This is a genomic window from Thauera aminoaromatica, assembly GCF_000021765.1.
Taxonomy (GTDB): Bacteria; Pseudomonadota; Gammaproteobacteria; order Burkholderiales; family Rhodocyclaceae; genus Thauera; species Thauera aminoaromatica.
Window position 1 is genome coordinate 3,802,992 of sequence record NC_011662.2, and the last position, 24,968, is coordinate 3,827,959.

Sequence of the window (24,968 nt, forward strand, 5' to 3'; positions counted from 1 at the left end):
CCTTCATTGCAACCGCCATGCCACCTCGGCGTCTGTGCGTCGCAGCACGCCTCCAGGGTGCATTGCTGCGGCATGGGAGGCCGTCCAACGCTGCATCGCCGCATGAAGGCGTCGAGCGCCGTGGCGACCGAGATCAAGATGGACGTCCGGTTTCCGAACGTATGGGAACGGGCTCCGGACAGACCGCGGCCCCGCACATATCGAGGCCTGCCGGCGTACTGCGCAGGCGAGAACGTGTAGACTTTCGGGTTTTGCCCTCGCGCCTGCCCCCGATCCGCCCATGACCCCGCTCGACCGCTTCACCCAGGATGACCTGATCGCCCAGCTCGGCATGGAAACCGTGGCCAAGGGGCTCGGCTACCTGAGCCGGGTGAGTGCGCTGTCGGCCGACGGCAGCGAGGTGTCGGCCCTGGTCAAGGGCCGGCAGCGCACACCCTACGACGTCGTCGCCGACGTCACCGAAGCGGACGGGCGGCCGACCCTGGTCAGCAGATGCACCTGCCCGATGGGCTACGGCTGCAAGCATGTGGCGGCGATGATGCTGGTGTGGCTGCACCAGCGCCGCCGCCCCGACCGCCCGCGCGAGCAGGTGCTGGCCTGGGTGAAGGGCTTTCGCGAGACCGCGGACAGCCTCGCGAAGGATGGCACGCGCAAGCGCAGGCCGGCCTCGGTCAGCTATGCGCTGCGCTATGTCGTCGAGCCCAGCCTGTACGGCGGCGACTTCAGCGTCAAGTGCCACAAGGTTCGCCTCGACCAGCACGGCGAGATCCGCCAGCACGAGCCCTGGAGCAACATCGAGCGCGCGCTGCAGGCCCCGCCCGCCTTCGTGGACGACACCGACCTCGACCTGCTGCGCCTGCTGTGGGCGCACCGCGCGCGCAGCCACTTCGACGCCAGCGACGGGCTGCCGCTCGAGGGCCGCCACAGCGACGAGCTGATGCGCCGTCTGCTCGCCAGCGGCCGCGCGCATTTCGGCAGCCTCGCCGGCCGCGTGCTGGAGTTGGGCGAGCCGCGTGCCGGCACGCCCGACTGGACGATCACCCCCGACGGGCTGCGCGCCCCGGTGCTGAGGGTGGAGCCCGCAGCCGACCGCGTGCTGGCGCTGCTGCCGCCCTGGTACATCGACACCGCCCGGGCCGAGGGCGGTCCGATCACGCTGCAGGTCTCCGCCGAGCTGGTGCAGCGCCTGCTCTGGCTGCCGGCGCTCACCCAGGCCGAATCCGAGCTGGTCGCCGAGACCCTGGCCGAGGTCGCCCCCGCCCTGCCCGCGCCCACGCTGCGCGGCGAACCGCCGATCGAGCTCGGCGGCGCGCCGGTGCCGGTACTGCGCCTGGAAACCCGCCCAAGCTACCACGTGCGCTTTCGCCAGTACGCACCGCACGGGACCTATCTGTTCGACTTCGCCCAGCTCGCCTTCCGCTACGGTGCGGTCACCGTCGAGGCCGGCGACGCCCGCCTCTTCCATCCCCTGCCCGACGGGCGCAGCGCGCGCCTGAGCCGCGACGAGGAGGCCGAGCGCGCCGCCGCGCAGCGCCTCGCCGCCGCCGGCGTCACCCGCATCCCGCCGGGCGCGGTGCAGACGAGCTTCGGCAGCCTGCCCGCCGATGCGCTCGGGCTGGCGAGCGAGGCGACCTGGCCCGGCTTCATGGCCGAGACCGTGCCGGCCCTGCGCGCGGAAGGCTGGGAGGTGGCCTTCCCGAGCGACTTCCGCCACCACGCGATCGACATCGATCACCTGATGCTCGACATCGACGAGCATCAGGACGGCTGGCTGGGCCTGTCGCCGGGCGTCGAGATCGACGGCAAGGCCCTGCCGCTGGCGCCCCTGCTCTCCGGCCTGTTCGCGCACGATCCGCGCTGGCTGTCCGGCCGCCTGGACGAGATCGACGACCACGAGGCGGTGATCCTGGAGGACGAGACGCTCGGCCGCCTGCGCATCGGCGCGGCGCGCATCAAGCCGCTGGTGCGCGCGCTGGTCGACCTCTTCGACCGCCCCGACCCCGACTGGCGCGTCTCGAAGCTCGACGCCACCCGCCTGGCCGACCTCGACCTGCCCGGCCGCGGCCGCGATCAGCTCGCCGCGCTCGCAGCGCGCCTGCGCGACGCCGAGGGCATCCGCGCCGTCGCCGCGCCGGCGGGCTTCCGCGCCGAGCTGCGGCCCTACCAGCTCGAGGGCCTGGCCTGGCTGCAGCACCTGGTACGGCACGACCTCGCCGGCATCCTCGCCGACGACATGGGCCTGGGCAAGACCGCGCAGACGCTCGCCCACCTGCTCGTCGAGAAGCAGGCCGGCCGGCTCGACCTCCCCGCCCTGGTGGTGCTGCCGACCTCGCTGGTGTTCAACTGGCAGGCCGAGGCCGAGCGCTTCGCACCGGACCTGAAGGTGCTGAACCTGCACGGCGCCGACCGCCACGGGCGCTTCGAGGAGCTGGAGGCCGGCGACGTCGGCGCCGGGAAGATCGACATCGCCCTCACCACCTACCCCCTGCTGTGGCGCGACGCCGAGCTGCTGCAGGCGCGCGAGTGGAGCCTCTTGATCCTCGACGAGGCACAGACGGTGAAGAACGCCGCCAGCAAGGGCGCGCAGGTGATCCGCCAGTTGAAGGCGCGCCACCGCCTGGGCCTCACCGGCACGCCGCTGGAGAACCACCTCGGCGAGCTGTGGGCGCAGTTCGACTTCCTGCTGCCGGGCTTTCTCGGCAGTCACAAGGACTTCACCGCGACCTGGCGCACGCCGATCGAGAAGCACGGCGACACGGTGCGCCGCGACCTGCTCGCGGCGCGCCTGCGCCCCTTCATCCTGCGCCGGCGCAAGGAAGACGTCGCCACCGAGCTGCCGCCCAAGACCATCATCGTGCGCAGTGTCGCCCTGGAGGGCGGCCAGCGCGACCTCTACGAGACGGTGCGCGCGGCGATGGACGAGAAGGTGCGCGCCGAGATCGCCGGCAAGGGCTTCGCGCGCAGCCAGATCGTGATCCTGGATGCACTGCTCAAGCTGCGCCAGGTGTGCTGCGATCCGCGCCTGTTGAAATCGCCCGCCGCCTTGCGGGTGAAGGAGCGCGCCAAGCTCGACCTGCTCATGGACATGCTGCCCGAACTGATCGACGAGGGCCGGCGCATCCTGGTGTTCTCGCAGTTCACCACCATGCTCGGCCTGATCGCCGCCGAACTGGACAAGGCAAAGATCGGCTGGGTGGCGCTGACCGGCGACACCCGCGACCGCCGCGTGCCGGTGGAGGACTTCCAGAAGGGGCGCGTGCCGGTATTCCTGATCAGCCTAAAGGCGGGCGGCGTGGGCCTCAACCTCACCGCCGCCGACACCGTGATCCACTACGACCCGTGGTGGAACCCCGCGGCCGAGAACCAGGCCACCGACCGCGCCCACCGCATCGGCCAGGACAAGCCGGTGTTCGTGTTCAAGCTGGTGTGCGCGGGCAGCATCGAAGAGAAGATCCTCGCCCTGCAGGAGCGCAAGGCCGCCCTCGCCGAGAGCGTGCTGTCGGAGGACGCGGACGCGCTCGCCAAGTTCGGCGAGGCCGACATCGCCGCCCTCCTCGCGCCGCTCCCCGCGGACGCGCGCTGAGCGGGAGCGGAAGCCGGGCAAAGGTGTCCTGCAGGAGCGGCGCAAGCCTCGGTCTCGGCGCGCCTCCGCGCCGAAGCGATCGAACGCACAAGTCGCCACTTGCGCCGCCCCCGCAATGAGCACGGGGCTCCAGGAGCCCCGTGGGAGCGACGCGAGTCGCGATCGAAGCGGTCGAGATGGCGCGGCGCGAAATCCCGCCGCAAGCGCTCACCCGACCCGTCCGGGGTCAGCGCTGTGCCGGCTCCGCGATGAAGATCTCCACGCGGCGGTTCATCGCACGGCCGGAGGCCGTCGAGTTGTCGGCGACCGGCTGGCGCGAGCCGCGCCCATCGACCGCGATGCGCTGCGCGGACACGCCACGCTGCACCAGATAATCGCGGGTGGCGGCGGCGCGGTTGATCGATAGCGGATCGTTCACCGCATCCGAGCCGGTGCTGTCGGTATGGCCGATGATGGTCACCGTGGTCACCGGATGCTGGTTCAGCGTGCTGGCCAGACGGTCGAGCACCGGACGCATGTTGGGCTTGATCGCGTGGCGGCCCACGTCGAAGGAAACGTCCGCGGGAATGTCGACCTTGAGCTGGTTGTCGGTCGTCTGGCTGATGCCGATGCCGGTGCCCGCGGTCGCCTGCTCCATCTCGGCGCGCTGCTTCTGCATGTTCTGCGACCACAGGTAGCCGCCGCCCGCCCCGAGTGCAGCGCCGATCGCAGCACCGGTTGCGGCGCTCTTGCCCTTGTTGCCGCCCGCGGTGGCGGCACCGATGAGGCCGCCGGCCACGGCGCCGATGGCGGCTCCCATGCCCGTGTCGCGCTGGGTCTCGTTCATGTTCGCGCAGCCGGAAAGACCGCTCACGGCGAGCGCGACCGCGGAAAGGGTGACGATGATTTTTTTCATTGGATGGGCTCCGTTGCGTTGAGGGGGTGCCACTGGGGATGCAGAACGGCGTGAATTATCGATGTAACGCTCATCCACTCTAGCCCATCGGAGTGAAACAGAAAATGACGCGGCCGCCCGCCTTGCGGCGCAGGTCACGCACGCAGGGCATTGAAAAGCACGTATCCCGCCCAGGTCATCAGCACGGATCCAGCCACATGCACGACCAGGTGGGCACCCAGCCAGCCGATCGCGCCGCGCTGCAACAGGTGGAAGGACTCGGCGGAAAAGGTGGAAAAGGTCGTCAGCCCGCCGAGCAGGCCGGTGGTGAGCAGGAGCTTGAGCGCCGGCGACATCGTCGGCCAGGCCTGCACCGCCGCGAGCACTACGCCCATGAGGAAACCGCCCAGCAGGTTCGCCATCAGGGTGCCGAGCGGGACGAGCGCGAACACCGGGTTGAGCCACAGCCCCAATCCCCAGCGCAGCCACGCACCGCACGCCGCCCCCGCCCCAACCGCTGCGAATGCCGCCAGATTCATCGCCCGTGCTCCATCCCGCCTCCCTGCTGCCGCCCACCGGCCGCACGATTCTACCCCTCCGCGGGCATCGCGCCCCGAACGCCACACCCCGTGACCGGCCCGCTCCGGCGAGCCCGCACGCCCGATCGGCTACAATCGGCCCATTGCGCCGCCCGCCTCGGGGTCCGGCCCCAGTTGCACACGAACCCCCACCATCCCGCCGAACTTTCCGACCCCTGCCTTCCCGATGAAACCCGAAAAGAAACCCGCCGCACCCGCCGCCGAAGCGCCCGTCGTCTCCAACTTCATCCGCAGCATCATCGACGAGGACAACCGCAACGGCAAATGGGGCGGCCGCGTCGAGACACGCTTCCCGCCCGAGCCCAACGGCTACCTGCACTACGGCCACGCGAAGTCGATCTGCCTGAACTTCGGCCTGGCCGAGTCCTACGGCGGCGTCTGCCACATGCGCTTCGACGACACCAACCCCGAGAAGGAAGAGCAGGAATATGTCGACGCCATCCTCGAGGCGGTGCAGTGGCTCGGCTTCGAGTGGGGCGAGCACCTGTACTTTGCGTCGGACTACTTCGACAAGATGTACGCCTGCGCCATCAGCCTGATCAAGGCCGGCAAGGCCTATGTCGATTCGCAGTCGGCCGAGGAGATGCGCGTCAACCGCGGCACCCTGACCGAGGCGGGCAAGAACAGCCCGTACCGCGAGCGCAGCGTCGACGAGAACCTCGAGCTCTTCGCGCGCATGCGCGCCGGCGAATTCGCCGAGGGCACGCACATCCTGCGCGCCAAGGTCGACATGGCGAGCCCCAACATCAACCTGCGTGACCCGGCGATCTACCGCATCCGCCACGCCACCCACCATCGCACCGGCGACGCTTGGCACCTGTACCCGATGTACACCTTCGCGCATCCGATCGAGGACGCGATCGAGAACATCACCCACTCGGTATGCACGCTCGAGTTCGAGGACCAGCGCCCGTTCTACGACTGGCTGCTCGACGCGCTCGCCACCGAAGGCCACTTCCCGCGCCCGCTGCCGCAGCAGATCGAGTTCGCCCGCCTCAACCTGACCTACGTGGTGCTGTCCAAGCGCAAGCTGATCCAGCTGGTGAACGAAGGCCATGTCGACGGCTGGGACGACCCGCGCCTGCCCACGCTGGTCGGCGCCCGCCGCCGCGGCTTCACCGCCGCCGGCTTCCGCCGCTTCGCCGAGCGCATCGGCGTGTCCAAGGCCGACTCGTGGATCGACATGAGCGTGCTGGAAGAGTGCATGCGCGACGATCTCAACGAGGCCGCCCAGCGCCGCGTGGCGGTGCTCGACCCGCTGAAGCTCGTCCTTACCAACTACGCCGAAGGCGCCTCCGAGCTGTGCCAGGCACCCAACCACCCGCTCGAGCCCGAGCTCGGCAAGCGCGACATGCCCTTCTCGCGCGAGCTGTGGATCGAGCGCGAGGACTTCATGGAAGAGCCCGTCAAGGGCTTCCACCGCCTCTATCCCGGCAACATGGTGCGGCTGCGCTACGGCTTCGTGGTGAAGTGCACCGGCTGCGAGAAGGACGCGGCCGGCAACATCACGGCCGTGCTCGCCGAGTACATGCCCGACTCCAAGTCCGGCACCCCGGGCGCCGACAACTACAAGGTCAAGGGCAACCTGCACTGGGTCTCGGCCGCGCACGGCTACGAGGCCCAGGTCCGCATCTACGACCGCCTCTTCGCCCACCCCCACCCCGGCCAGCGCCGCGAAGGCGACGCGCCCGACTTCGAGCGCGACTTCCTCGACGACATCAACCCCGACAGCAAGCGCGTCATCACCGCCTACCTGGAGCCGGCACTGAAGGACGCCCGGCCCGAAGAGCACTTCCAGTTCGAGCGCCACGGCTACTTCGTCGCCGACCGGGTGGACTCGAAGCCCGGCGCGCCGGTGTTCAACCGCACGGTGACGCTGAAGGATTCGTGGGCGAAGGGCGGGAAGTGAGATCGCATCCTTCGCGCGCGGCGACCAGACCTTGACCGCTCCGGCACTCCACTCATGAAGACCCCCCGCCGCCTCTTCGTTCTCGCACTCGTCGCGGCGCTGGTGGGCGCGGGGATCTGGTGGATGACCCGCCCGCAGCCGATCGAGGTGGCGGTGCACGAGGTGGCCCGCGGTACGGTCGAGGCCACGCTGACCAACACCCGCGCCGGCGAGGTCGAGGCCTGCCAGCGCGCGAAGATGGCGACGATCGCGGGCGGGCGGATCGAGTGGCTGGGCGTGGAGGAAGGCGACCGCGTCGAGGCCGGACAGGTGCTGATGCGGCTGTGGCATGGTGACCTCGACGCGCGCGCGGCGGTCGTGCGCGCCCAGCTCGCCACCGCCCGCCAGCGCGTGCAGGAGGCGTGCGCCGTGGCGGCCAACGCCGAGCGCGAGGCCGCGCGCCAGGCGCAGCTGGTGAAGCGCGGCTTCGTGTCCGCCAGCGCCGAGGAGAGGGCCCGCACCGAGGCGCGTGCCCGCCGCGCCGCCTGCGACACCGCGCAGGCCGACATCGCCACCGCCCAGGCCCAGCTCGTCGCGACCGAAACCGAGCGCCAGCGCCTGGTGTTGGTTGCGCCCTTCGCCGGCACCGTGGCCAAGATCAGCGGCGAGCTGGGCGAATACGCGACGCCCTCCCCGCCCGGCGTGCCGATGCCGCCGGCGATCGACCTGATCGACGACTCCTGCCTGTACGTGAAGGCGCCGATGGACGAAATCGACGCACCGAAGATCCGGCCCGGGCTGCCGGTACGCATCACGCTCGAGGCCATCCCCGGCAAGGTCTTCGAAGGCCGCGTGCGCCGTGTCGCGCCGTATATCACCGCGGTGGAGAAGCAGGCGCGCACGGTGGCGGTGGATGTGGATTTCGCGGACCCGGCCGAGGCGCACGGGATGCTGGTGGGCTACAGCACGGACGTGGAGATCGTGCTCGCGACACGTGCGGAGGTGCTGCGCGTCCCGACCGGGGCCTTGCGGGAGGGCGGCAAGGTGCTGGTGGTCGAGGGCGACACGCTGGTCGAACGCACGCTGCGGACGGGCGTGGCGAACTGGGAGTTCACCGAGGTGGTGTCGGGACTGGCTGCGGGGGAGAGGATTGTGACGTCGCTCGAGCGGGAGGGGGTGATGGCGGGGGCGAAGGTGGCGCTGCGGCCGGAAGAGGCGCGGTAGGCGCTGGATCGAAGTGGGCGCCCCGGCTCCCGGATCGCGACTTGCGTCGCTCCCACATCCCTCCCCGAGCGCCGCGGTGTCGCCGCGTGCACGCCAGTCGGCGCACGCATTCCCGGGCGTCGCAGCGTCGCCGCTTCCGGTCCAATCGGCGCCAGCCTCGCCAGGCGCCGCGTCTCGCCTGTGGGAGCGACGCAAGTCGCGATTGCCGCCGCCGAGCGGGCAAGGTCTTCTTTCATTGTCCGCTCGCCCGACACCCCATGCAGGGCGCTGAAAGGTGCCTCATGCCACCTCACGGAAGCCACACCGGCCTGAATTGAAGCTGCAACAGAACACCATGGCCCAGATCGAACTCGAGCACATCGACCGCATCTTCAAGCTCGGCGACAGCGAGGTGCACGCCCTGCGCGACATCACGCTGCGCATCGAGCCCGGCGAGTACGTCGCGGTCATGGGACCGTCGGGTTCCGGCAAATCGACGCTGCTCAACCTGCTCGGTCTGCTCGACCGCCCCGACGCCGGCCATTACCGGCTCGAAGGCCGCGACGTCACCACACTCTCGGCCGACGAGCAGGCCGCGGTGCGCAGCGCACGCATCGGCTTCGTGTTCCAGAGCTTCCACCTCGTCCCCCGCCTCAGCGCGGCCGAGAACATCGGCCTGCCGCTGGTGCTCGCCGGCATCCCCGTCGCCGAGCGCGCTGCTCGCATCGCGCAGGCCTTGCAGGACTTCGGCCTCGAGGGGCGCGCCCGGCACCGCCCCGACGAACTCTCCGGCGGCCAGCGCCAGCGCGTCGCGATCGCGCGTGCCACCATCATGCGGCCGGCGATGCTGCTCGCCGACGAGCCCACCGGCAACCTCGACCGCGCCACCGGCCACGAGGTCACCGCGCTGCTCGAGGCGCTCAACGCCGCCGGCACCACGCTGATCGTCGTCACCCACGACCCTTCGATGGGCGAGCGCGCACACCGCCGCATCCTGATGGAGGACGGCGCGATCCGTCAGGACCTGCGCACCGCCGCACCGCCCCCATGAGCCCCGCCGACACCCTGCGCTTCGCCACCCGCGCCGCCACCGCGTGGCCGCTGCGCACCGCGTTGATGATGCTGGCGATGTCGATCGGCGTCGCCGCGGTGGTGGTACTCACCGCGCTCGGCGACGGCGCGCGGCGCTACGTGGTGAACGAGTTCTCCGCGCTCGGTGCCAGCCTGCTGATCGTGCTGCCCGGACGCACCGAGACCGGTGGCGTCAACGCGGGCAGCTTCGTCAGCAGCACGCCGCGCGAGCTCACCAACGCCGACGCCGCCGCACTGTTGCGCTTGCCGCTGGTGCAGCGCGTGGCGCCGCTCGCGGTGGGCAACTCCGAGATCGCCGTCGGCGGCCGGCTGCGCGAGGTCACGGTCGTCGGCACCAGCGCCGACTTCCTCGAGCTGCGCGGTCTGAAGATCGGCCACGGCGGCTTCCTGCCGCGCGAGGACTTCAACCGCGCCTCGGCGGTGGCTGTGATCGGCGACGCGCTGCGCAGCGAACTCTTCCCCGGACAGAGCGCGGTGGGCCGCATGATCCGTGTCGGCGACACCCGGCTGCGCGTGATCGGCGTGCTCACGCCATCCGGGCGCGGGCTGGGCATGACCACCGACGAGCTGGTGCTGGTGCCGGTGGCGACCGCGCAGGCGATGTTCGACACCAGCGGGCTGTTCCGCATCTTCGTCGAGGCGCGCGGGCGCGAGGCCTTGCCCGCGACGCAGCGCCAGATCGAGGAGCGCCTGCGCGCGCGCCGCGACGACGAGCTCGACTTCACCGTGATCACCCAGGACGCCGTTCTCGGCACCTTCGACCGCATCCTCGGGGCGCTCACCCTGGGCGTGGCCGGCATCGCCGCGATCAGCCTGGCAGTCGCGGGCATCCTGGTGATGAACGTGATGCTGGTCGCGGTCACCCAGCGCACCGCCGAAATCGGCCTGCTCAAGGCGCTCGGCGCGCGCGCCGGCACCATCCGCGCCGCCTTCCTCGCCGAGGCCGCGCTGCTCTCCGTCGCCGGCGCGCTCGCCGGCTTCGCGCTCGGCCACGCCGGCGCCTGGGGCGTGCGCCTGGCTTTCCCGCAGCTGCCGGCGTGGCCGCCCGACTGGGCGGTGATCGCCGCGCTCGCCACCGCGCTCGGCACCGGGGTGCTGTTCGGCGTGCTGCCCGCGCGCCGCGCCGCCCGGCTCGATCCGGTGCAGGCCTTGTCGAAGCGGTAGCGGCGATGCGCTGGCGCGACGCCCTCCACCTCGCCCTGCGTGCGATCACCGCGCATCGGCTGCGCAGCCTCCTGACCCTGCTCGGCATCGGCGTGGGCATCGCCGCGGTGATCCTGCTCACCTCGATCGGCGAGGGTCTGCACCGCTTCGTGCTCGCCGAGTTCGGCCAGTTCGGCACCAACGTGATCAACCTCCACCCGGGCCGCCAGGGCGCACGCGGCGGCCCGCCCGGCCTGCCGTCCACCGCGCGCGACCTCACCCTGGACGACGCGGACGCGCTCGCCCGCCTGCCCCATGTGCGCCACGTCACCGGTTCGGTGAGCGGCAACGCCGAGGTGCGCGCGCAAGGCCGGGTGCGGCGCAGCACCGTGCTCGGCGTGGGACCGCAGATGCAGGAGGTGTACTCGATGCGGGTACGCGTGGGGCAGTTCCTGCCGCCCGACGAGGCGGCGAGCGCGCGCGCCTTCGTGGTGCTGGGCCCCAAGCTCGCACGCGAGCTCTTCGGCAGCACCATCGCGCTCGGCGAGCACGTCGAGATCGGTGCCGAGCGCTTCCGCGTGGTCGGCGTCATGGAAGAGAAGGGGCAGTTCCTCGGTATCGATCTGGACGACGCCGCCTACATCCCGGTGGTGCGCGGCATGGCGCTGTACCAGCGCGACGGCCTCATGGAGATCGCGTTGACCTACGACCCCGAGGCCCCCGCCGCGCGCGTGGCGGAGGCGGTGAAGAAGCGGATGATCGCGCGCCACGGACGCGAGGACTTCACCGTGCTGACGCAGGAGGACATGCTGGCGACGCTGTCGAACATCCTCGATCTGCTCACCGCGGCGGTGGGTGCGCTCGGGGCGATCTCGCTGCTGGTGGGCGGAGTGGGCATCGTCACCATCATGAGCATCGCGGTCACCGAGCGCACCGGAGAGATCGGCCTGCTGGTGGCCCTGGGCGCACGTCGGCGCACCATCCTCGCGCTCTTCCTCGGCGAGGCGGTGGTGCTGGCGGGCATCGGCGGCCTGCTCGGCCTGCTCGTCGGCGCAGGCCTTGCCCAGCTGGTCGGGCTGCTGGTGCCGGCGATGCCGGTGGCCACGCCCTGGCGATACGCGCTCGCCGCCGAGGGGGTCGCCATCGTGGTCGGGCTCGCCGCCGGGGTCCTGCCCGCACGCAGGGCGGCACGGCTCGACGCGGTCGAGGCCTTGCGCGCGGAGTGAGCCATGCGGCGCGCGCGCCCGTTCCAGCGCCACCCTCGCACGCACGTCGCTCCTGCAAAACCACCGCGCTTCCGGGAGCGCCTGGAGCCACGCGAGTCGCGAGTCGGACGCTGACGAAGCGCCGCCCCGCCCTCAGCCGACGAGCCTTTCCGCGCGGATCGCCTCGTATTCGTCCTGCCAGAACCATTTCGCCTCGCCGAAGGCGGGCGCGAGCTGGTCGAGCCAGGTGGCCTTTTCGTCGAACCGGGCGAAGAACGGGCGTTGCACCCAGTCGGGGTTGCGGCCCTGGATGAAGCGCAGCACGAAGACCTTCTCGCCGGCGATCTCGGTGACGCCCTGGATCTCGACCTTGCCGGGGCTGGCACTCATGCTCGGGCCGCGGGCGGTGCGGGCGAGGCCGGAGACCTGCTGGATGGCCTGCTGGTAGATCTCCCAGGCGCGCGCGAGCGGAACCTCGAAGTAATGGCGGGCGCCGGTGTCGCGCTCGACGAACATGTAATAGGGGACGAGGCCGAGGCGGACCTCGGTCTTCCACAAGCGCGCCCAGGCGGCGGGGTCGTCGTTGATGTGGGCGATGAGCGGACCTTGTGCGCGGATGACGGCACCGGTGGCGCGGATGCGGCGGATGGCGGCGTGGGCGGCGTCGGTCTCGAGCTCCTTCCAGTGGTTGTAGTGCGCCATCAGCGCGACGTGCTTGCCGGCTTCGACGAGCTGCCGGAGCAGGCGCATGAGATCGTCGGCATCCTCGGCGCCGAGGAAGCGGTGCGGCCAGAAGGTGAGCGCCTTGGAGCCGATGCGGATGGTCTGGATGTGGTCGAACTCGGGGCGCAGCAGGGGTTCGAGGTATTCGCGCAGGTGACGGGTCTTCATGACCATGGGGTCGCCACCGGTGACGAGCAGGTCGGTGACCTCGGTATGGGTGCGCAGGTAGTCGTGCAGCACGCGGGCTTCGGAGCTGGCGATGCGCAGCTCCTTGTCGCCGACGAATTGCGCCCAGCGGAAGCAGAAGCTGCAATAGGCGTGGCAGGTCTGGCCCTGGCTGGGGAAGAAGAGCACGGTCTCGCGATACTTGTGCTGCAGGCCGTCGATGCGCTTGCCGTGCTCGTCGAGCGGCATGTTCATCTGCATCTGGTCGGCGGGGTGCGGGTTGAGGGCGTGGCGGACCTCGGCGATGGCGGCCTCGAGCGCGTCCTTGTCCGCGTCGCCTTCGATGAGGCGGGCGATGCGCTCGTAGTGCTCGGACGCGAGCATGCCGCGCTGCGGGAAGGTGAGCTGGAAGATGGGGTCGCGGGGGACGTCGGCCCAGTCGATGAGCTCGTCGATGACATATTGGTTGACGCGGAAGGGCAGCACGGCGGCCACGACCTTCATCTCGAAGCGCTGCTCGGGAGAAAGGCGCGCGAGCTGCGGGATGCGGTCGAGATCGCGGGCGGTGAAGACCTTGAAGGACATCGGGGCGAAGCGCTCGGCGGCGGGCGCGGCGCGCGGGTTCGACACTGCGGCGGCGATGGGGGCCGCTCGCGCGGTCGCGGCAGCGGCGGCTGTGCGCGGGGTCGGGGCCGCGAGAGCATGCACTTGTGCGCTCATGTTCGTCTCCTTGGTCTGGTTGTGCTGGGGGTCTGCCGGTGCCGCGGGTTGCGGCCGCGCACCGGTTGCGGTTCGGCAGCGCGTGCGGTGGCCGGGCAAACGGCGGCGCCCGAGGCAAGCATCGGCCGACGGCGGCCAGGCTCCCGGCATCCGTCGACACCCCGGAGTGGGGAATCGCTTGGGGATGTGATGGTATGTCACAAAGTTGTTTTGTGCAAATCTAATAAAGGCATACTCGGAGGAAGCTCTGCTGCCGGCCGCGGCGCCCGTGGCCGCGCCGGTTCTCGACCGCCGCGATCGCGACTTGCGTCGCTCCTACGACACCATCACAGTTGCATCGGGATCGGGATCGGGATCGGGATCGGGATCGGGATCGGGATCGGGATCGGGATCGGGATCGGGATCGGGATCGGGATCGGGATCGGGATCGGGATCGGGATCGGGATCGGGATCGGGATCGGCATCGGGATCGGCATCGGGATCGGCATCGGGATCGGCATCGGCATCGGCATCGGCATCGGCATCGGCATCGGCATCGGCATCGGCATCGGCATCGGCATCGGCATCGGTATCGGGCGATGCGTGGCGCGCTGCCCGGGCGACGATCCAAGGCGATGGCCTTGATTTGGTTCACGTAGGAGCGACGCAAGTCGCGATTCCGGCCTTCGGGCAGCGCGGCGTGGGCGGAAGCGCCGCATTCGCGACTTGCGTCGCGCCTGCCGGAGAGCCGCTGCGCGGATGGCTTGCGCTTGCCTTGCCCCCTCCGCACTCACTAAGCTGAAGAGGTTCCCCACGAATGGAGCGCACCATGGACTTCCGCAACGGCAGGGAGAGCGACAACGTCGAGGACCGCCGCGGACAAGGCGGGCGCGGCCTGCGCGGCGGGGGCAAGATCGGCATCGGGACGATCGTGCTCGCGCTGGTGGCGATGTACTTCGGGATCGATCCGAGCGTGGTCCTCGACACGGCCATGACCGACCCCGCGCCGGTCGAATCCACCCAGACCCGCCCCGCCGCCGAGAACGCGCAGGCGCGCTTCGTGTCGATGGTGCTGGCCGACACCGAGGACACCTGGCGGACGATCTTCCAGCAGGGGGGCGCGACCTACCGCGAGCCCAAGCTCGTGCTCTACACCGGCGCGACGCGCAGCGCCTGCGGGGTCGGGCAGGCGGAGATGGGGCCGTTCTACTGTCCGGCGGACGCCAAGGTGTATCTCGACCTGGCCTTCTTCGACGAGCTTCACCACCGCTTCGGCGCGCCCGGCGACTTTGCCCAGGCGTACGTGATCGCGCACGAGATCGGCCACCACGTGCAGAACCTGCTGGGCATCTCGGACAAGGTGCAGCAGGCGCGCACGCGGGTGTCGGAGCGCGAGGCGAACCAGCTCTCGGTGCGCCTGGAACTGCAGGCGGATTGCCTCGCGGGCATCTGGGCCCACCACGCCAACCGCAGCCGCAGCGTGCTCGAGGCCGGCGACATCGAGGAAGGCCTCGCCGCCGCCACCGCGGTGGGCGACGACCACATCCAGAAGCGCAGCCAGGGTTACGCGGTGCCGGACAGTTTCACCCACGGCAGTGCCGAGCAGCGCCGGCGGTGGTTCGCGATCGGATTGCAGCAGGGGCAGTTCAAGTCCTGCGACACGTTCAGCGCGCCGCGGTTGTAGTTACGCCGTCGCCGCAAAGGCACGGCGCCATCGCCCGGGAGCCCGTCCAGGGCGATGACGCCGATTGTTTTCGCGTAGGAGCGACGCAACACATCGCACCGACGTCACCCGGGAGCCCGTCCGCGGCGCGCGTTCCGGTCCCGCGGTGGCCGGACAAAAAAGAGGCCTGCTTGCGCAGGCCTCGTGCCGACAGGCACCCGGGCGTGGCCCGGGTCTCCCTCCCCATCGATCAAAACGGTTTTCGGGTGGCGATCACTCGAACTCGATGATGACCTCGTCCACCGACAGGCTGGCGCCGGGCTTGGCGACGATCTTCTTGACCTTGCCGTCCTGCTCGGCCTTGAGGACGTTTTCCATCTTCATGGCTTCGATGATGGCGAGCTTCTCGCCGGCCTTGACGTCCTGGCCCTCGGTCACCGCGATCTCGCGCAGCAGGCCGGGCATGGGCGAGAGCAGGAACTTGGAGAGGTCGGGCGGCAGCTTCGCGGGCATCAGCGACAGCAGGTGGGCCGCGCGCACGGTCATCACGACGGGTTCGACCTGCAGGCCGAAGTGCGAGATGCGGTAGCGCAGGCCGCGGCGTTCGATCTGCAGGCCGATCGGGGCGCCGTTGACGGTGCCCGCGAAGAGCAGCTCGCCGAACTTCCAGTCGGAGACGATGTTGTAGGTCCGGCCTTCGCAGGTGACGGCGAGGCCGCCTTCGATGGCGGCGGTGCGCATGGCGTACTGCTTGCCGCCCATGACGACGACCCATTCGCTGGCGACCTTGCGGCCGTGGCCGGCGAGCTGACCTTCGATCTGCACGGCGCGCTCGATGTAGCGCATGCGGGCGAAGGTGGCGACGGCGGCGAGCAGCGCGGGGTCGTCGTGCGGGACCATGGAGGCGTCGAAGCCCTTCGGATACTCCTCGGCGATGAAGCCGGTGTTGAAGTGGCCCGAGCAGAAGCGCGGATGTTGCAGCAGCGCGGCCTGGAAGGGGATGTTGGAGCTGATGCCGCGGATGACGAAGCCATTGAGGGCGTCGCGCATGCGCTCGATCGCATCCTGGCGGTCCTTGCCGTGCACGATGAGCTTGGCGATCATCGAGTCGTAGAACATCGAGATCTCGCCGCCTTCATACACGCCGGTGTCGACGCGCACGCCGTTGCCTTCGGCAGGGGGCTGGAACTTGATGAGGCGGCCGGTGGAGGGCAGGAAGCCGCGGAAGGGGTCTTCGGCGTTGATGCGGCATTCCATCGCCCAGCCGTCGATCTTGACGTCGGCCTGGGCGAGCGGCAGCTTTTCGCCGTAGGCGACGCGGATCATCTGCTCGACGAGGTCCAGCCCGGTGATGAGCTCGGTGACCGGGTGCTCGACCTGCAGGCGGGTGTTCATCTCGAGGAAGTAGAACTCCTTGGTCGCGCCGCTGACCACGAACTCGACCGTACCGGCCGACTCGTAGTTCACCGCGCGCGCCAGGGCCACGGCCTGCTCGCCCATGGCCTTGCGCATCGCGGGGTCGACGAAGGGGCTGGGGGCTTCCTCGATGACCTTCTGGTGACGGCGCTGGATGGAGCAGTCGCGCTCGTTCAGGTAGACGTAGTTGCCATGCGAGTCACCCAGCACCTGGATCTCGATGTGGCGCGGCTCGAGCACGTACTTCTCGATGAAGACGCGGTCGTCGCCGAAGGCGTTGCGCGCCTCGTTGACGCAGGAGGCGAAACCCTCGTGCGCCTCCTTGTCGTTGAAGGCGACGCGCAGGCCCTTGCCGCCGCCGCCGGCGGAGGCCTTGATCATGACCGGGTAGCCGATCTTCTTCGCGATCTCGACCGCCTCGTCGGGGCCGGAGATGGCGTCGTTGTAGCCGGGGATGGTGTTCACGCCGGCCGCGATGGCGAGCTTCTTGGACTCGATCTTGTCGCCCATCTTGGCGACCGAATAGTGCTTCGGGCCGATGAACTTGATGCCTTCCTCTTCGAGGCGGCGCGAGAACTCGGCGTTCTCGGACAGGAAGCCGTAGCCCGGGTGGACCGCCTCGGCGCCGGTCTGCTTGCAGGCGGCGATGATCTTGTCCATGACCAGGTAGGACTCTTTCGAGGCCGCCGGGCCGATGCAGACGGCTTCGTCGGCGAGTTCGACGTGGAGCGCGTTCTTGTCCGCCTCGGAGTACACCGCGACGGTCTTGATGCCCATCTTGCGGGCGGTCTTGATGACGCGGCAGGTGATTTCACCGCGGTTTGCAATCAGGATTTTCTTGAACATTTGGTCGGTTCCTCGTGCGCGGGTCAGAGCGGGATGTTGCCGTGCTTGCGCCACGGGTTGTCGAGCTGCTTGTCGCGCAGCATGGCCAGCGAGCGGCAGATGCGCTTGCGGGTGTTGTGCGGCATGACCACGTCGTCGATGAAGCCGCGGCTGGCGGCGACGAAGGGGTTGGCGAAACGGGCCTTGTATTCGGCTTCGCGCTGGGCGAGCTTCTCGGGGTCGCCCTTCTCTTCGCGGAAGATGATCTCGACCGCGCCCTTGGCGCCCATCACCGCGATCTCGGCGCTCGGCCAGGCGAGGTTCACGTCGCCGCGCAGGTGCTTGGACGACATCACGTCGTAGGCGCCGCCGTAGGCCTTGCGGGTGATCAGGGTGACCTTGGGCACGGTGCACTCGGCGTAGGCGTAGAGCAGCTTGGCGCCGTGCTTGATGATGCCGCCGTATTCCTGCGCGGTGCCGGGCATGAAGCCGGGGACATCGACCAGGGTGACGACCGGGATATTGAAGGCGTCGCAGAAGCGCACGAAGCGGGCGGCCTTGATCGAGCTCTTGATGTCGAGGCAGCCGGCCAGCACGAGCGGCTGGTTGGCGACGATGCCCACCGGCGAGCCTTCCATGCGCGCCAGACCGATGATGATGTTCTTGGCGTAGTCGGGCTGCAGCTCGAAGAAATCGCCGTCGTCGACCATCTTGAAGATCAGCTCCTTCATGTCGTAGGGCTGATTCGGGTTCTCCGGGACCAGGGTGTCGAGCGACAGGTCGATGCGGTCGGCGGAGTCGGCGCAGGGGATCGCGGGCGGCTTCTCGCGGTTGCTGGAGGGCAGGAAGCCGATCAGGCGACGCGTCATCATCAGCGCCTCGACGTCGTTCTCGAAGGCGAGGTCGGCGACGCCGGACTTGGTGTTGTGGGTGACGGCGCCGCCGAGCTCCTCGGCGGTGACTTCCTCGTGGGTCACGGTCTTCACGACCTCGGGACCGGTCACGAACATGTAGGACGAGTCCTTGACCATGAAGATGAAGTCCGTCATCGCCGGGCTGTACACCGCGCCGCCGGCGCAGGGGCCCATGATCAGCGAGATCTGCGGGATGACCCCGGAGGCCAGCACGTTGCGCTGGAACACGTCGGCGTAGCCGCCGAGCGAGTCCACGCCTTCCTGGATGCGCGCTCCGCCCGAGTCGTTGAGGCCGATGACCGGGGCGCCGACCTTCATGGCGTGGTCCATGACCTTGCAGATCTTCTCGGCGTGGGTCTCGGAGAGCGAGCCGCCGAAGACCGTGAAGTCCTGCGAGAACACGAAGACCAGGCGGCCGTTGACGGTGCCGTAGCCGGTGACCACGCCGTCACCGGGGATGTGCTCGGCATCCATGCCGAACTCGGTGCAGCGGTGCTCCTTGTACATGTCCCACTCTTCGAAGCTGTCGTCGTCGAGCAGCAGTTCGATGCGCTCGCGCGCGGTGAGCTTGCCCTTGCGATGCTGCGCGTCGATGCGCTTCTGGCCGCCACCGAGGCGGGCCAGTTCGCGCTTTTTCTCGAGCTGGCGAATGATGTCTTGCATGAGTGCGATCTCCTGTCAGATCTCGGTTTCGGCCGGCTGTCGCGGCAGTCGGCCCTGTTCGTTGGATTGGAGGTGGCCGAGCAGCCGGAAGGCCGCGGCCGCGGGCGTGGTGTCGCCCTCCTCGACCGCGCGTGCGAGGGCGGGAAGTTCCTCGCGCACGCGGGGATGGCTGCGGAAACGGCTGCGCAGCCCGGAATCGATCATCTCCCACATCCAGGCCAATGCCTGGTGGCGACGCTTGGCGGCGAACTCCCCGGAGGCGCCGAGCGCCTCGCGGTAGTCGCACACCGCCTTCCAGAAGTCGGCGATGCCCTGCTTCTGGAGCGCCGACAGGGTGAGCACCGGCACGGTCCAGTTGGGGCTGGCCGGGCGCAGCATGTGCAGCGCGGTCTTGATCTGCGCCTTGGCGCGCATGGCCGCACCGGCGTCGATGTCGGCCTTGTTGATGACGATCAGGTCGGCGATCTCCATGATCCCTTTCTTGATCGCCTGCAGGTCGTCACCGGCGTTGGGCAGTTGCAGCAGGCAGAAGATGTCGGTCATGCCGGCGACCGCGGTCTCGGACTGCCCGACGCCGACGGTCTCGACGATGATGACGTCGAAGCCCGAAGCTTCGCACACCAGCATGGTCTCGCGCGTCTTCTCGGCCACGCCGCCGAGGCTGCAGGCCGAGGGGCTGGGGCGGATGAAGGCCGCGGGGTTCTGTGACAGCAGCTCCATGCGCGTCTTGTCGCCGAGGATGGAGCCACCGGTGACCGACGAGGACGGATCGACCGCGAGCACCGCGACGCGCAGGCCCTGCTCGATGAGGTAGAGCCCGAGCGCCTCGATGAAGGTGCTCTTGCCCACGCCCGGCACGCCCGAGATCCCCACCCGCATCGCCCCGCCGGTATGCGGCAGCAGCGCCTCGAGCACCTTCTGCGCGCGCGCCTGATGGTCCTCGCGCTGCGATTCGATCAGCGTGATGGCCTTGGCCAGCGGCCGCAGCTGGCGCGCCAGCACGCCAGCGACCAGCGACTGGTCGGCGGGATCGAGAGGGGTGGATATCGGAGCAGGCATGTCGGGTCTTATAGGGGGCGTCCGTTCTACGGTTTGCGGTTCGTGATTCTTGTAGGAGCGACGCAAGTCGCGATTTCGGCGCCTCGATCCGCGCCGCGCGAACGGGTACGCCAGATCGCGACTTGCGTCGCTCCTACGGGAAACATCGGCTCTCCGGCAGGGCGGTGCTGATTCTGGCGCTGCGATCGCGACTTGCGTCGCTCCTGCGGGGACCTCACCCCGCCTTGCGTGCGGCGCGGATCTGCTTGAGCACCTCGCGTGCGGCCGCCGGGATCGGCGTGCCGGGGCCGAAGATGCCCTTGGCGCCGGCGGCGTACAGCGTGTCGTAGTCCTGCGCCGGGATCACGCCACCGACGAAAGTGATGATGTCGTCGGCGCCGAGGCGCTTCAACTCGTCGATGACGGCCGGGACCAGGGTCTTGTGGCCGGCGGCGAGGCTGGAGCAGCCGACCGCATGGACGTCGTTCTCGACCGCGTGGCGGGCGGCTTCTTCCGGGGTCTGGAAGAGCGGGCCGATGTCGATGTCGAAACCGAGGTCGGCGAAGGCCGAGGCCACCACCTTGGCGCCGCGGTCGTGGCCGTCCTGGCCGAGCTTGGCGATCATCACGCGCGGGCGGCGGCCTTCTTCGGCGATGAAGGCCTCGATGTCGGCCTTGAGGGTCTTCCAGTCTTCCTGTTCTTCCACGACGGCTCCATAGACGCCGGAAACGGCTTGCGGATTGGCACGGTAACGGCCGAAGACCTTCTCGAGCGCGTCGGAGATCTCGCCGACGGTGGCACGCAGGCGAATGGCCTTGACCGACAGGTCGAGCAGGTTGCCTTCGCCCGTCTCGGCGCACTTGGTGAGCGCAGCGAGCGCGGCCTGCACCGCGGCGGTGTCGCGGGTGGCGCGGATCTTGTCGAGGCGGGCGATCTGCGCCTCGCGCACCGCATGGTTGTCGATGTCGAGGATGTCGATCGGGTCTTCCTTGGCGAGCTTGTACTTGTTCACGCCGACGATCACGTCCTTGCCCGAGTCGATGCGCGCCTGCTTGTCGGCGGCGCACTCCTCGACCTTCATCTTGGCCCAGCCGGATTCGACCGCGCGGGTCATGCCGCCCATGGACTCGATCTCCTCGATCAGCGCCCAGGCCTTGTCGGCCATGTCCTGGGTGAGCTTCTCCATCATGTAGGAGCCGGCCCAGGGGTCGACCACGTTACAGATGTGGGTCTCTTCCTGGATGATGATCTGGGTGTTGCGCGCGATGCGGGCGGAGAACTCGGTAGGCAGGGCGATCGCCTCGTCGAGCGCGTTGGTGTGCAGCGACTGGGTGCCGCCGAACACCGCAGCCATGGCCTCGATCGTGGTGCGCACGACGTTGTTGTAGGGGTCCTGCTCGGTGAGCGACCAGCCGGAGGTCTGCGAGTGCGTGCGCAGCATCATCGACTTGGCGCTCTTGGGGTTGAACTGCTTCATGAGCCGCCACCACAGCAGGCGCGCGGCGCGCATCTTGGCGATCTCGAGGTAGAAGTTCATGCCCACCGCCCAGAAGAAGGACAGGCGGCCGGCGAAGGTGTCGACGTCCATGCCGGAGTTGATGCCGGTGCGCACGTACTCGACACCGTCGGCGAGCGTGAAGGCGAGCTCGATGGCCTGGTTGGCGCCCGCCTCCTGGATGTGGTAACCGGAAATCGAGATGCTGTTGAACTTCGGCATGTGCTGCGCGGTGTAGCCGAAGATGTCGGCGATGATCTTCATCGACGGGGTGGGCGGATAGATGTAGGTGTTCCGCACCATGAACTCTTTCAGGATGTCGTTCTGGATCGTGCCCGAGAGCTTGTCCTGGCTCACGCCCTGCTCCTCGGCGGCGACGATGTAGCCGGCGAGGATCGGCAGCACGGCACCGTTCATGGTCATCGACACCGACACCTTGTCGAGCGGGATCTGGTCGAACAGGATCTTCATGTCCTCGACCGAGTCGATCGCCACGCCGGCCTTGCCGACGTCGCCGGTCACGCGCGGATGGTCGGAGTCGTAGCCGCGGTGGGTCGCCAGGTCGAACGCGACCGACACGCCCTGGCCGCCGGCGGCGAGCGCCTTGCGGTAGAAGGCGTTGGACGCTTCGGCGGTGGAGAAGCCGGCGTACTGGCGGATGGTCCACGGCTTGACCGCGTACATGGTGGGCTGCGGGCCGCGCAGGAAGGGCTCGAAGCCGGGCAGCGTGTCGGCGTGCTGCAGGCCTTCGGTGTCGGCCTTGGTGTACAGCGGCTTGACCGAGAGGCCCTCGGGCGTGATCCAGTTCAGCTTGTCGAGGTCGCCCCCCGGCGCCTGCTTGGCGGCAGCCTTTTTCCAGGCCTCGATGTCGGGCTGGGGATAGACGGGATCGTTGGCTTTCGACATGGGAAACCTCGTGAGATCTGCGGCGGCCTGGGGTACAGGCGCGACCCGGATTGGTGATTTATCGGCAAGCCAAACCCCCCCGGGGCGGCGACGAAGCCGCCCGTGGCGATCCCACGAGCGGCCGTCGACGCTCCGGCAAGCGACGCGTCCCCTCTCTTCCGCCGGGTGGTCCCGGCGCCTCCCATGACGCATCGCGCTTCGGAAGTTGACTTGCACTGCAGGAAAAATAATACTTTATCCATAATTATGAATGCAATAGGCGGCAGCGGGCGAATGCGTTCCGACGGTCGGAAAGGGCGCGCAGCGAGCCGGGCCCGTCCGGCGAGAGAGGGCATGCACGCGCCACCACCACCCGTGATGGCCCTGCCCCGCGCCACCTTTTGAATCCGCTCCGAAGAAAGAATCCGCCCATGAACGCCACCCGCATCGCTCCGATCGCGCTCTACCAGGAAGTGGCCGAGCGCCTGCGCCAGCGGATCTTCTCGCACGAGCTGCCGCCCGGCACCTGGGTGGACGAACAGGCGCTGGCCGAGCACTACGGCATCTCGCGCACACCGCTGCGCGAGGCGCTGAAGGTACTGGCCTCCGAGGGCCTGGTGACGCTCAAGCCGCGGCGCGGCTGCTACGTGACCGAGATCTCGGAGCGCGATCTCGACGAGGTGTTCAGCGTGATGTCGATGCTCGAAGGCGAGTGCGCCCGGCTGTCGGCTGCGCGCGCGACCGAGGACGACCTCGCCCGCCTGCGCGCGATCCACGCCAACCTCGAGAAGGCCGCCGGCAAGCCCGACATCGACCGCTTCTTCGAGGCCAACCAGGCCTTCCACCTCGCCCTGCAGGAGATCGCCGACAATCGCTGGTTGCTCCACGTGATCGAGGACCTGCGCAAGGTGATCAAGCTGTCGCGCCACCACTCGCTGTTCTCGGAGGGCCGGCTGGAGCAGTCGCTCGCCGAGCACCGCGACATCCTCCAGGCCTTGCTCGACCGCGACGGCGCGCGCGCCGAGACCCTGATGCGCACCCACATCCTCAGCGGCCGCGCCGCCCTCGCCCGCATCGCCGAGGCGAAGACGCAGGCCGCGTGAGGCCTGGCCACATTGATTTCGTGTGGGAGCGACCCGGCCGACACGCCCGCAATCGCGACTCGCGTCGCTCCTACATCCCACCGAAGCCGCCGCCGGTTTTCGTGGGAGCGACGCAAGTCGCGATTGCGGCGATTCCGCACCCGACAGGCGCCGACGCGGACGACGGGCGTCGGAACCGGCTTGTTGTTACACGGCGCCGACCGGGGTCTCGCGGGTGACCAGCACTTGGTCGATGCGGTAGTTGTCGATGTCGACCACCTCGAACTTGTAGCCGAGGTAGGTCACGAAGTCGGTGCGCTTGGGGACCTTGCGCAGGCGGTACATCAGGAAACCGGCGACGGTCTCGTAGTTCTGGAAGCCCTCGAAGACCTCGATCTCGAGCGCCTGCATGACGTCCTCGATCGGCGTGGCGCCGTCGATGAGCCAGGAGTTGTCGTCTCGGCGCACGATGAGCTCTTCCTGGAAGGGGCTGACGAGATCGCCCATCACCGTGTTCATCACGTCCTGCAGCGACAGCAGGCCCACCACCAGCGCGTATTCGTTGAGGATGAGCGCGAAATCCTCCTTGGCGTCGCGGAAGCGCTCGAGCGCCTCGAAGAGCGTGAGCGTGTCGGGCAGCATCAGCACCTTGCGCACGATCGGCTGGGTGCGCAAGGACAGATCCTGGCCCTGCACGATGCGCGGCAGGATGTCCTTCGAGTCCACATAGCCGATCACGCTGTCGATGCCGTCCTCGCACACCGGAAACTTCCCGTGCGGGTGGGCGGCGATCTTGCGCCGGATGCTCTCCTCGGACTCCGACAGGGTGAGGAAGACGATGTTCTCGCGCGAGGTCATCGCCGAGGGCACGATGCGCGAGTCGAGCTCGAACACGTTGCTGATCAGGTGCTGCTCCTGGCGCAGCAGCGCGCCGGCCTGGGCACCGGCGTCAGCCATGGCCATGATGTCGTCGGCGGTGATGTCCTCGATGCGCACGCTCGGCAACTTGAACCAGCGGAAGATGAGGTTGGCCGCGCCGTTGAAGACCCACACCAGCGGCGCGAACAGCCACATGCACACCTGCATCGGCTGCACCACCGCCACCGCGATGCGTTCGGGCTGGACCATGGCCAGGCGCTTGGGCATGAGGTCGGCAAAAAGCACGAACAGCGAGGTGACGAAAACGAAGGAGACGACGAAGGCGATGGTGTCGAGCATCGGGCCGGCGTAGGCCCGGCGCAGCAGCTCGGTGACGTAGGGAGAAAGCGCCTGTTCGCCGACTACGCCGCCGAGAATGGCGACGGCGTTGAGGCCGATCTGCACCACGGTGAAGAAGTGGCCCGGACTGTCCTGCAGCGCAAGCACGCGCCGGGCGTTGAGATGCCCTGCCTCGGCCATGACGCGCAGCTTGATCTTGCGCGCAGCCGCGAGGGAGATCTCGGACATGGAAAAGAAGGCGCTCGCTGCGATCAGCAGCAGGATGACGAGCAGTTCGTTGACAGGCACGACGACTCCTTTGGGATGAAGGTCCCGCCGGAAGGCAAAACCAGAATCTAGTCTGCGAGTCTACCACCGCGGCCTGAAGGGCAATCGGTGCCCCGGCGCATCGCCGCCCCCCCCCCCCGGGAAGGGATGGAGGAGGAATGCAGGAGGAATGTAGGAGCGACGCGGGTCGCGATTGCGCCCCCCGCAGCCCTTTCCGGCCGCGCATCGCCCGCCACATCGCCCGATCGCGGCTGGCGTCGCTCCCACGAAAACCGTCGTGGCCCGACCAGCGCCTCGAGTTTCTTGCAGGAGTGACGCCCGTCGCGAT

Annotated in this window: 17 protein-coding genes; 9 read left to right on the plus strand and 8 right to left on the minus strand. The window is 69.0% G+C overall.

Translation table 11 applies throughout. From position 1 onward, the window contains the following. The first annotated feature begins 280 nt into the window (after nucleotides 1-280). Nucleotides 281-3,583: a DEAD/DEAH box helicase gene (locus TMZ1T_RS16790; protein ID WP_012585965.1), complete on the plus strand. Its 3,303-nt coding sequence runs from the start codon at nucleotides 281-283 to the stop codon at nucleotides 3,581-3,583. A gap of 226 nt (nucleotides 3,584-3,809) precedes the next feature. Here TMZ1T_RS16790 and TMZ1T_RS16795 read toward each other — a convergent pair whose 3' ends face one another. Then, nucleotides 3,810-4,478, minus strand: a complete 669-nt coding sequence (locus TMZ1T_RS16795) for an OmpA family protein (RefSeq protein ID WP_004325393.1) — start codon at nucleotides 4,476-4,478, stop codon at nucleotides 3,810-3,812. Between the two features lie 134 nt (nucleotides 4,479-4,612). Next, on the minus strand, nucleotides 4,613-4,996 hold the full coding sequence (gene crcB / locus TMZ1T_RS16800; RefSeq protein WP_012585966.1) for a fluoride efflux transporter CrcB: 384 nt from the start codon (nucleotides 4,994-4,996) through the stop codon (nucleotides 4,613-4,615). Nucleotides 4,997-5,222: 226 nt separating this feature from the next. Between crcB and TMZ1T_RS16805 the strand changes: the two genes are divergently transcribed. The 5 genes from TMZ1T_RS16805 to TMZ1T_RS16825 all read left to right on the plus strand — a co-directional run bounded on the left by TMZ1T_RS16805 (nucleotide 5,223) and on the right by TMZ1T_RS16825 (nucleotide 11,608). Then, on the plus strand, nucleotides 5,223-6,965 hold the full coding sequence (locus TMZ1T_RS16805; RefSeq protein WP_012585967.1) for a glutamine--tRNA ligase/YqeY domain fusion protein: 1,743 nt from the start codon (nucleotides 5,223-5,225) through the stop codon (nucleotides 6,963-6,965). 54 nt (nucleotides 6,966-7,019) lie between these two features. Next, a complete protein-coding gene (locus TMZ1T_RS16810) occupies nucleotides 7,020-8,168 on the plus strand; it encodes an efflux RND transporter periplasmic adaptor subunit (protein ID WP_012585968.1) in 1,149 nt (382 codons plus the stop codon). A 334-nt stretch (nucleotides 8,169-8,502) separates the two neighbouring features. Next, complete coding sequence (locus TMZ1T_RS16815; protein WP_012585969.1) at nucleotides 8,503-9,198, plus strand: ABC transporter ATP-binding protein; 696 nt, start codon at nucleotides 8,503-8,505, stop codon at nucleotides 9,196-9,198. After that, nucleotides 9,195-10,403, plus strand: coding sequence for an ABC transporter permease (locus TMZ1T_RS16820; protein ID WP_012585970.1), 1,209 nt, complete (start codon nucleotides 9,195-9,197; stop codon nucleotides 10,401-10,403). Before TMZ1T_RS16815 ends, TMZ1T_RS16820 begins: the two co-directional genes overlap by 4 nt. 5 nt (nucleotides 10,404-10,408) lie before the next feature. After that, the gene (locus TMZ1T_RS16825; RefSeq protein ID WP_004327454.1) at nucleotides 10,409-11,608 is read left to right on the plus strand and encodes an ABC transporter permease; all 1,200 of its coding nucleotides are present in this window, start codon (nucleotides 10,409-10,411) and stop codon (nucleotides 11,606-11,608) included. A 132-nt stretch (nucleotides 11,609-11,740) separates the two neighbouring features. Here TMZ1T_RS16825 and TMZ1T_RS16830 read toward each other — a convergent pair whose 3' ends face one another. Beyond that, nucleotides 11,741-13,195, minus strand: coding sequence for a KamA family radical SAM protein (locus tag TMZ1T_RS16830; protein ID WP_012585971.1), 1,455 nt, complete (start codon nucleotides 13,193-13,195; stop codon nucleotides 11,741-11,743). A gap of 189 nt (nucleotides 13,196-13,384) precedes the next feature. Here TMZ1T_RS16830 and TMZ1T_RS21375 point away from each other — a divergent pair, with 189 nt between their 5' ends. Next, on the plus strand, nucleotides 13,385-13,819 hold the full coding sequence (locus tag TMZ1T_RS21375) for a hypothetical protein (protein ID WP_187283008.1): 435 nt from the start codon (nucleotides 13,385-13,387) through the stop codon (nucleotides 13,817-13,819). A 184-nt stretch (nucleotides 13,820-14,003) separates the two neighbouring features. Next, the gene (gene ypfJ / locus TMZ1T_RS16840; RefSeq protein WP_187283009.1) at nucleotides 14,004-14,858 is read left to right on the plus strand and encodes a KPN_02809 family neutral zinc metallopeptidase; all 855 of its coding nucleotides are present in this window, start codon (nucleotides 14,004-14,006) and stop codon (nucleotides 14,856-14,858) included. 252 nt (nucleotides 14,859-15,110) lie between these two features. On the opposite strand, the gene accC is transcribed toward ypfJ, so the two are convergent. From accC to scpA, 4 genes are all read right to left on the minus strand, one after another. After that, nucleotides 15,111-17,099, minus strand: coding sequence for an acetyl-CoA carboxylase biotin carboxylase subunit (gene accC / locus TMZ1T_RS16845; RefSeq protein WP_004314673.1), 1,989 nt, complete (start codon nucleotides 17,097-17,099; stop codon nucleotides 15,111-15,113). Between the two features lie 23 nt (nucleotides 17,100-17,122). Beyond that, complete coding sequence (locus tag TMZ1T_RS16850; RefSeq protein WP_004314669.1) at nucleotides 17,123-18,655, minus strand: acyl-CoA carboxylase subunit beta; 1,533 nt, start codon at nucleotides 18,653-18,655, stop codon at nucleotides 17,123-17,125. 15 nt (nucleotides 18,656-18,670) lie between these two features. Then, the gene (gene meaB / locus TMZ1T_RS16855; protein WP_004314668.1) at nucleotides 18,671-19,714 is read right to left on the minus strand and encodes a methylmalonyl Co-A mutase-associated GTPase MeaB; all 1,044 of its coding nucleotides are present in this window, start codon (nucleotides 19,712-19,714) and stop codon (nucleotides 18,671-18,673) included. Between the two features lie 214 nt (nucleotides 19,715-19,928). Continuing rightward, a complete protein-coding gene (scpA, locus tag TMZ1T_RS16860) occupies nucleotides 19,929-22,094 on the minus strand; it encodes a methylmalonyl-CoA mutase (RefSeq protein ID WP_004314665.1) in 2,166 nt (721 codons plus the stop codon). Nucleotides 22,095-22,504: 410 nt separating this feature from the next. Between scpA and TMZ1T_RS16865 the strand changes: the two genes are divergently transcribed. Beyond that, the gene (locus tag TMZ1T_RS16865) at nucleotides 22,505-23,176 is read left to right on the plus strand and encodes a GntR family transcriptional regulator (RefSeq protein WP_004314663.1); all 672 of its coding nucleotides are present in this window, start codon (nucleotides 22,505-22,507) and stop codon (nucleotides 23,174-23,176) included. A gap of 186 nt (nucleotides 23,177-23,362) precedes the next feature. Here TMZ1T_RS16865 and TMZ1T_RS16870 read toward each other — a convergent pair whose 3' ends face one another. Next, nucleotides 23,363-24,661 carry a hemolysin family protein gene (locus TMZ1T_RS16870; RefSeq protein ID WP_012585973.1) on the minus strand — a complete coding sequence of 433 codons (1,299 nt, stop codon included), beginning with the start codon at nucleotides 24,659-24,661 and terminating at the stop codon, nucleotides 23,363-23,365. Nucleotides 24,662-24,968: the final 307 nt, after the last annotated feature.

Bases quoted from the DNA above. Each gene is read 5' to 3' on its own strand.
- meaB (WP_004314668.1), bottom strand. From the start codon at position 19,714: ATGCCTGCTCCGATATCCACCCCTCTCGATCCCGCCGACCAGTCGCTG.
- TMZ1T_RS16815 (WP_012585969.1), top strand. From the start codon at position 8,503: ATGGCCCAGATCGAACTCGAGCACATCGACCGCATCTTCAAGCTCGGC.
- crcB (WP_012585966.1), bottom strand. From the start codon at position 4,996: ATGAATCTGGCGGCATTCGCAGCGGTTGGGGCGGGGGCGGCGTGCGGT.
- ypfJ (WP_187283009.1), top strand. From the start codon at position 14,004: ATGGACTTCCGCAACGGCAGGGAGAGCGACAACGTCGAGGACCGCCGC.
- TMZ1T_RS16805 (WP_012585967.1), top strand. From the start codon at position 5,223: ATGAAACCCGAAAAGAAACCCGCCGCACCCGCCGCCGAAGCGCCCGTC.
- accC (WP_004314673.1), bottom strand. From the start codon at position 17,099: ATGTTCAAGAAAATCCTGATTGCAAACCGCGGTGAAATCACCTGCCGC.
- TMZ1T_RS16790 (WP_012585965.1), top strand. From the start codon at position 281: ATGACCCCGCTCGACCGCTTCACCCAGGATGACCTGATCGCCCAGCTC.
- TMZ1T_RS16795 (WP_004325393.1), bottom strand. From the start codon at position 4,478: ATGAAAAAAATCATCGTCACCCTTTCCGCGGTCGCGCTCGCCGTGAGC.
- TMZ1T_RS16825 (WP_004327454.1), top strand. From the start codon at position 10,409: ATGCGCTGGCGCGACGCCCTCCACCTCGCCCTGCGTGCGATCACCGCG.
- scpA (WP_004314665.1), bottom strand. From the start codon at position 22,094: ATGTCGAAAGCCAACGATCCCGTCTATCCCCAGCCCGACATCGAGGCC.
- TMZ1T_RS21375 (WP_187283008.1), top strand. From the start codon at position 13,385: ATGGTATGTCACAAAGTTGTTTTGTGCAAATCTAATAAAGGCATACTC.
- TMZ1T_RS16810 (WP_012585968.1), top strand. From the start codon at position 7,020: ATGAAGACCCCCCGCCGCCTCTTCGTTCTCGCACTCGTCGCGGCGCTG.
- TMZ1T_RS16865 (WP_004314663.1), top strand. From the start codon at position 22,505: ATGAACGCCACCCGCATCGCTCCGATCGCGCTCTACCAGGAAGTGGCC.
- TMZ1T_RS16830 (WP_012585971.1), bottom strand. From the start codon at position 13,195: ATGAGCGCACAAGTGCATGCTCTCGCGGCCCCGACCCCGCGCACAGCC.
- TMZ1T_RS16850 (WP_004314669.1), bottom strand. From the start codon at position 18,655: ATGCAAGACATCATTCGCCAGCTCGAGAAAAAGCGCGAACTGGCCCGC.
- TMZ1T_RS16820 (WP_012585970.1), top strand. From the start codon at position 9,195: ATGAGCCCCGCCGACACCCTGCGCTTCGCCACCCGCGCCGCCACCGCG.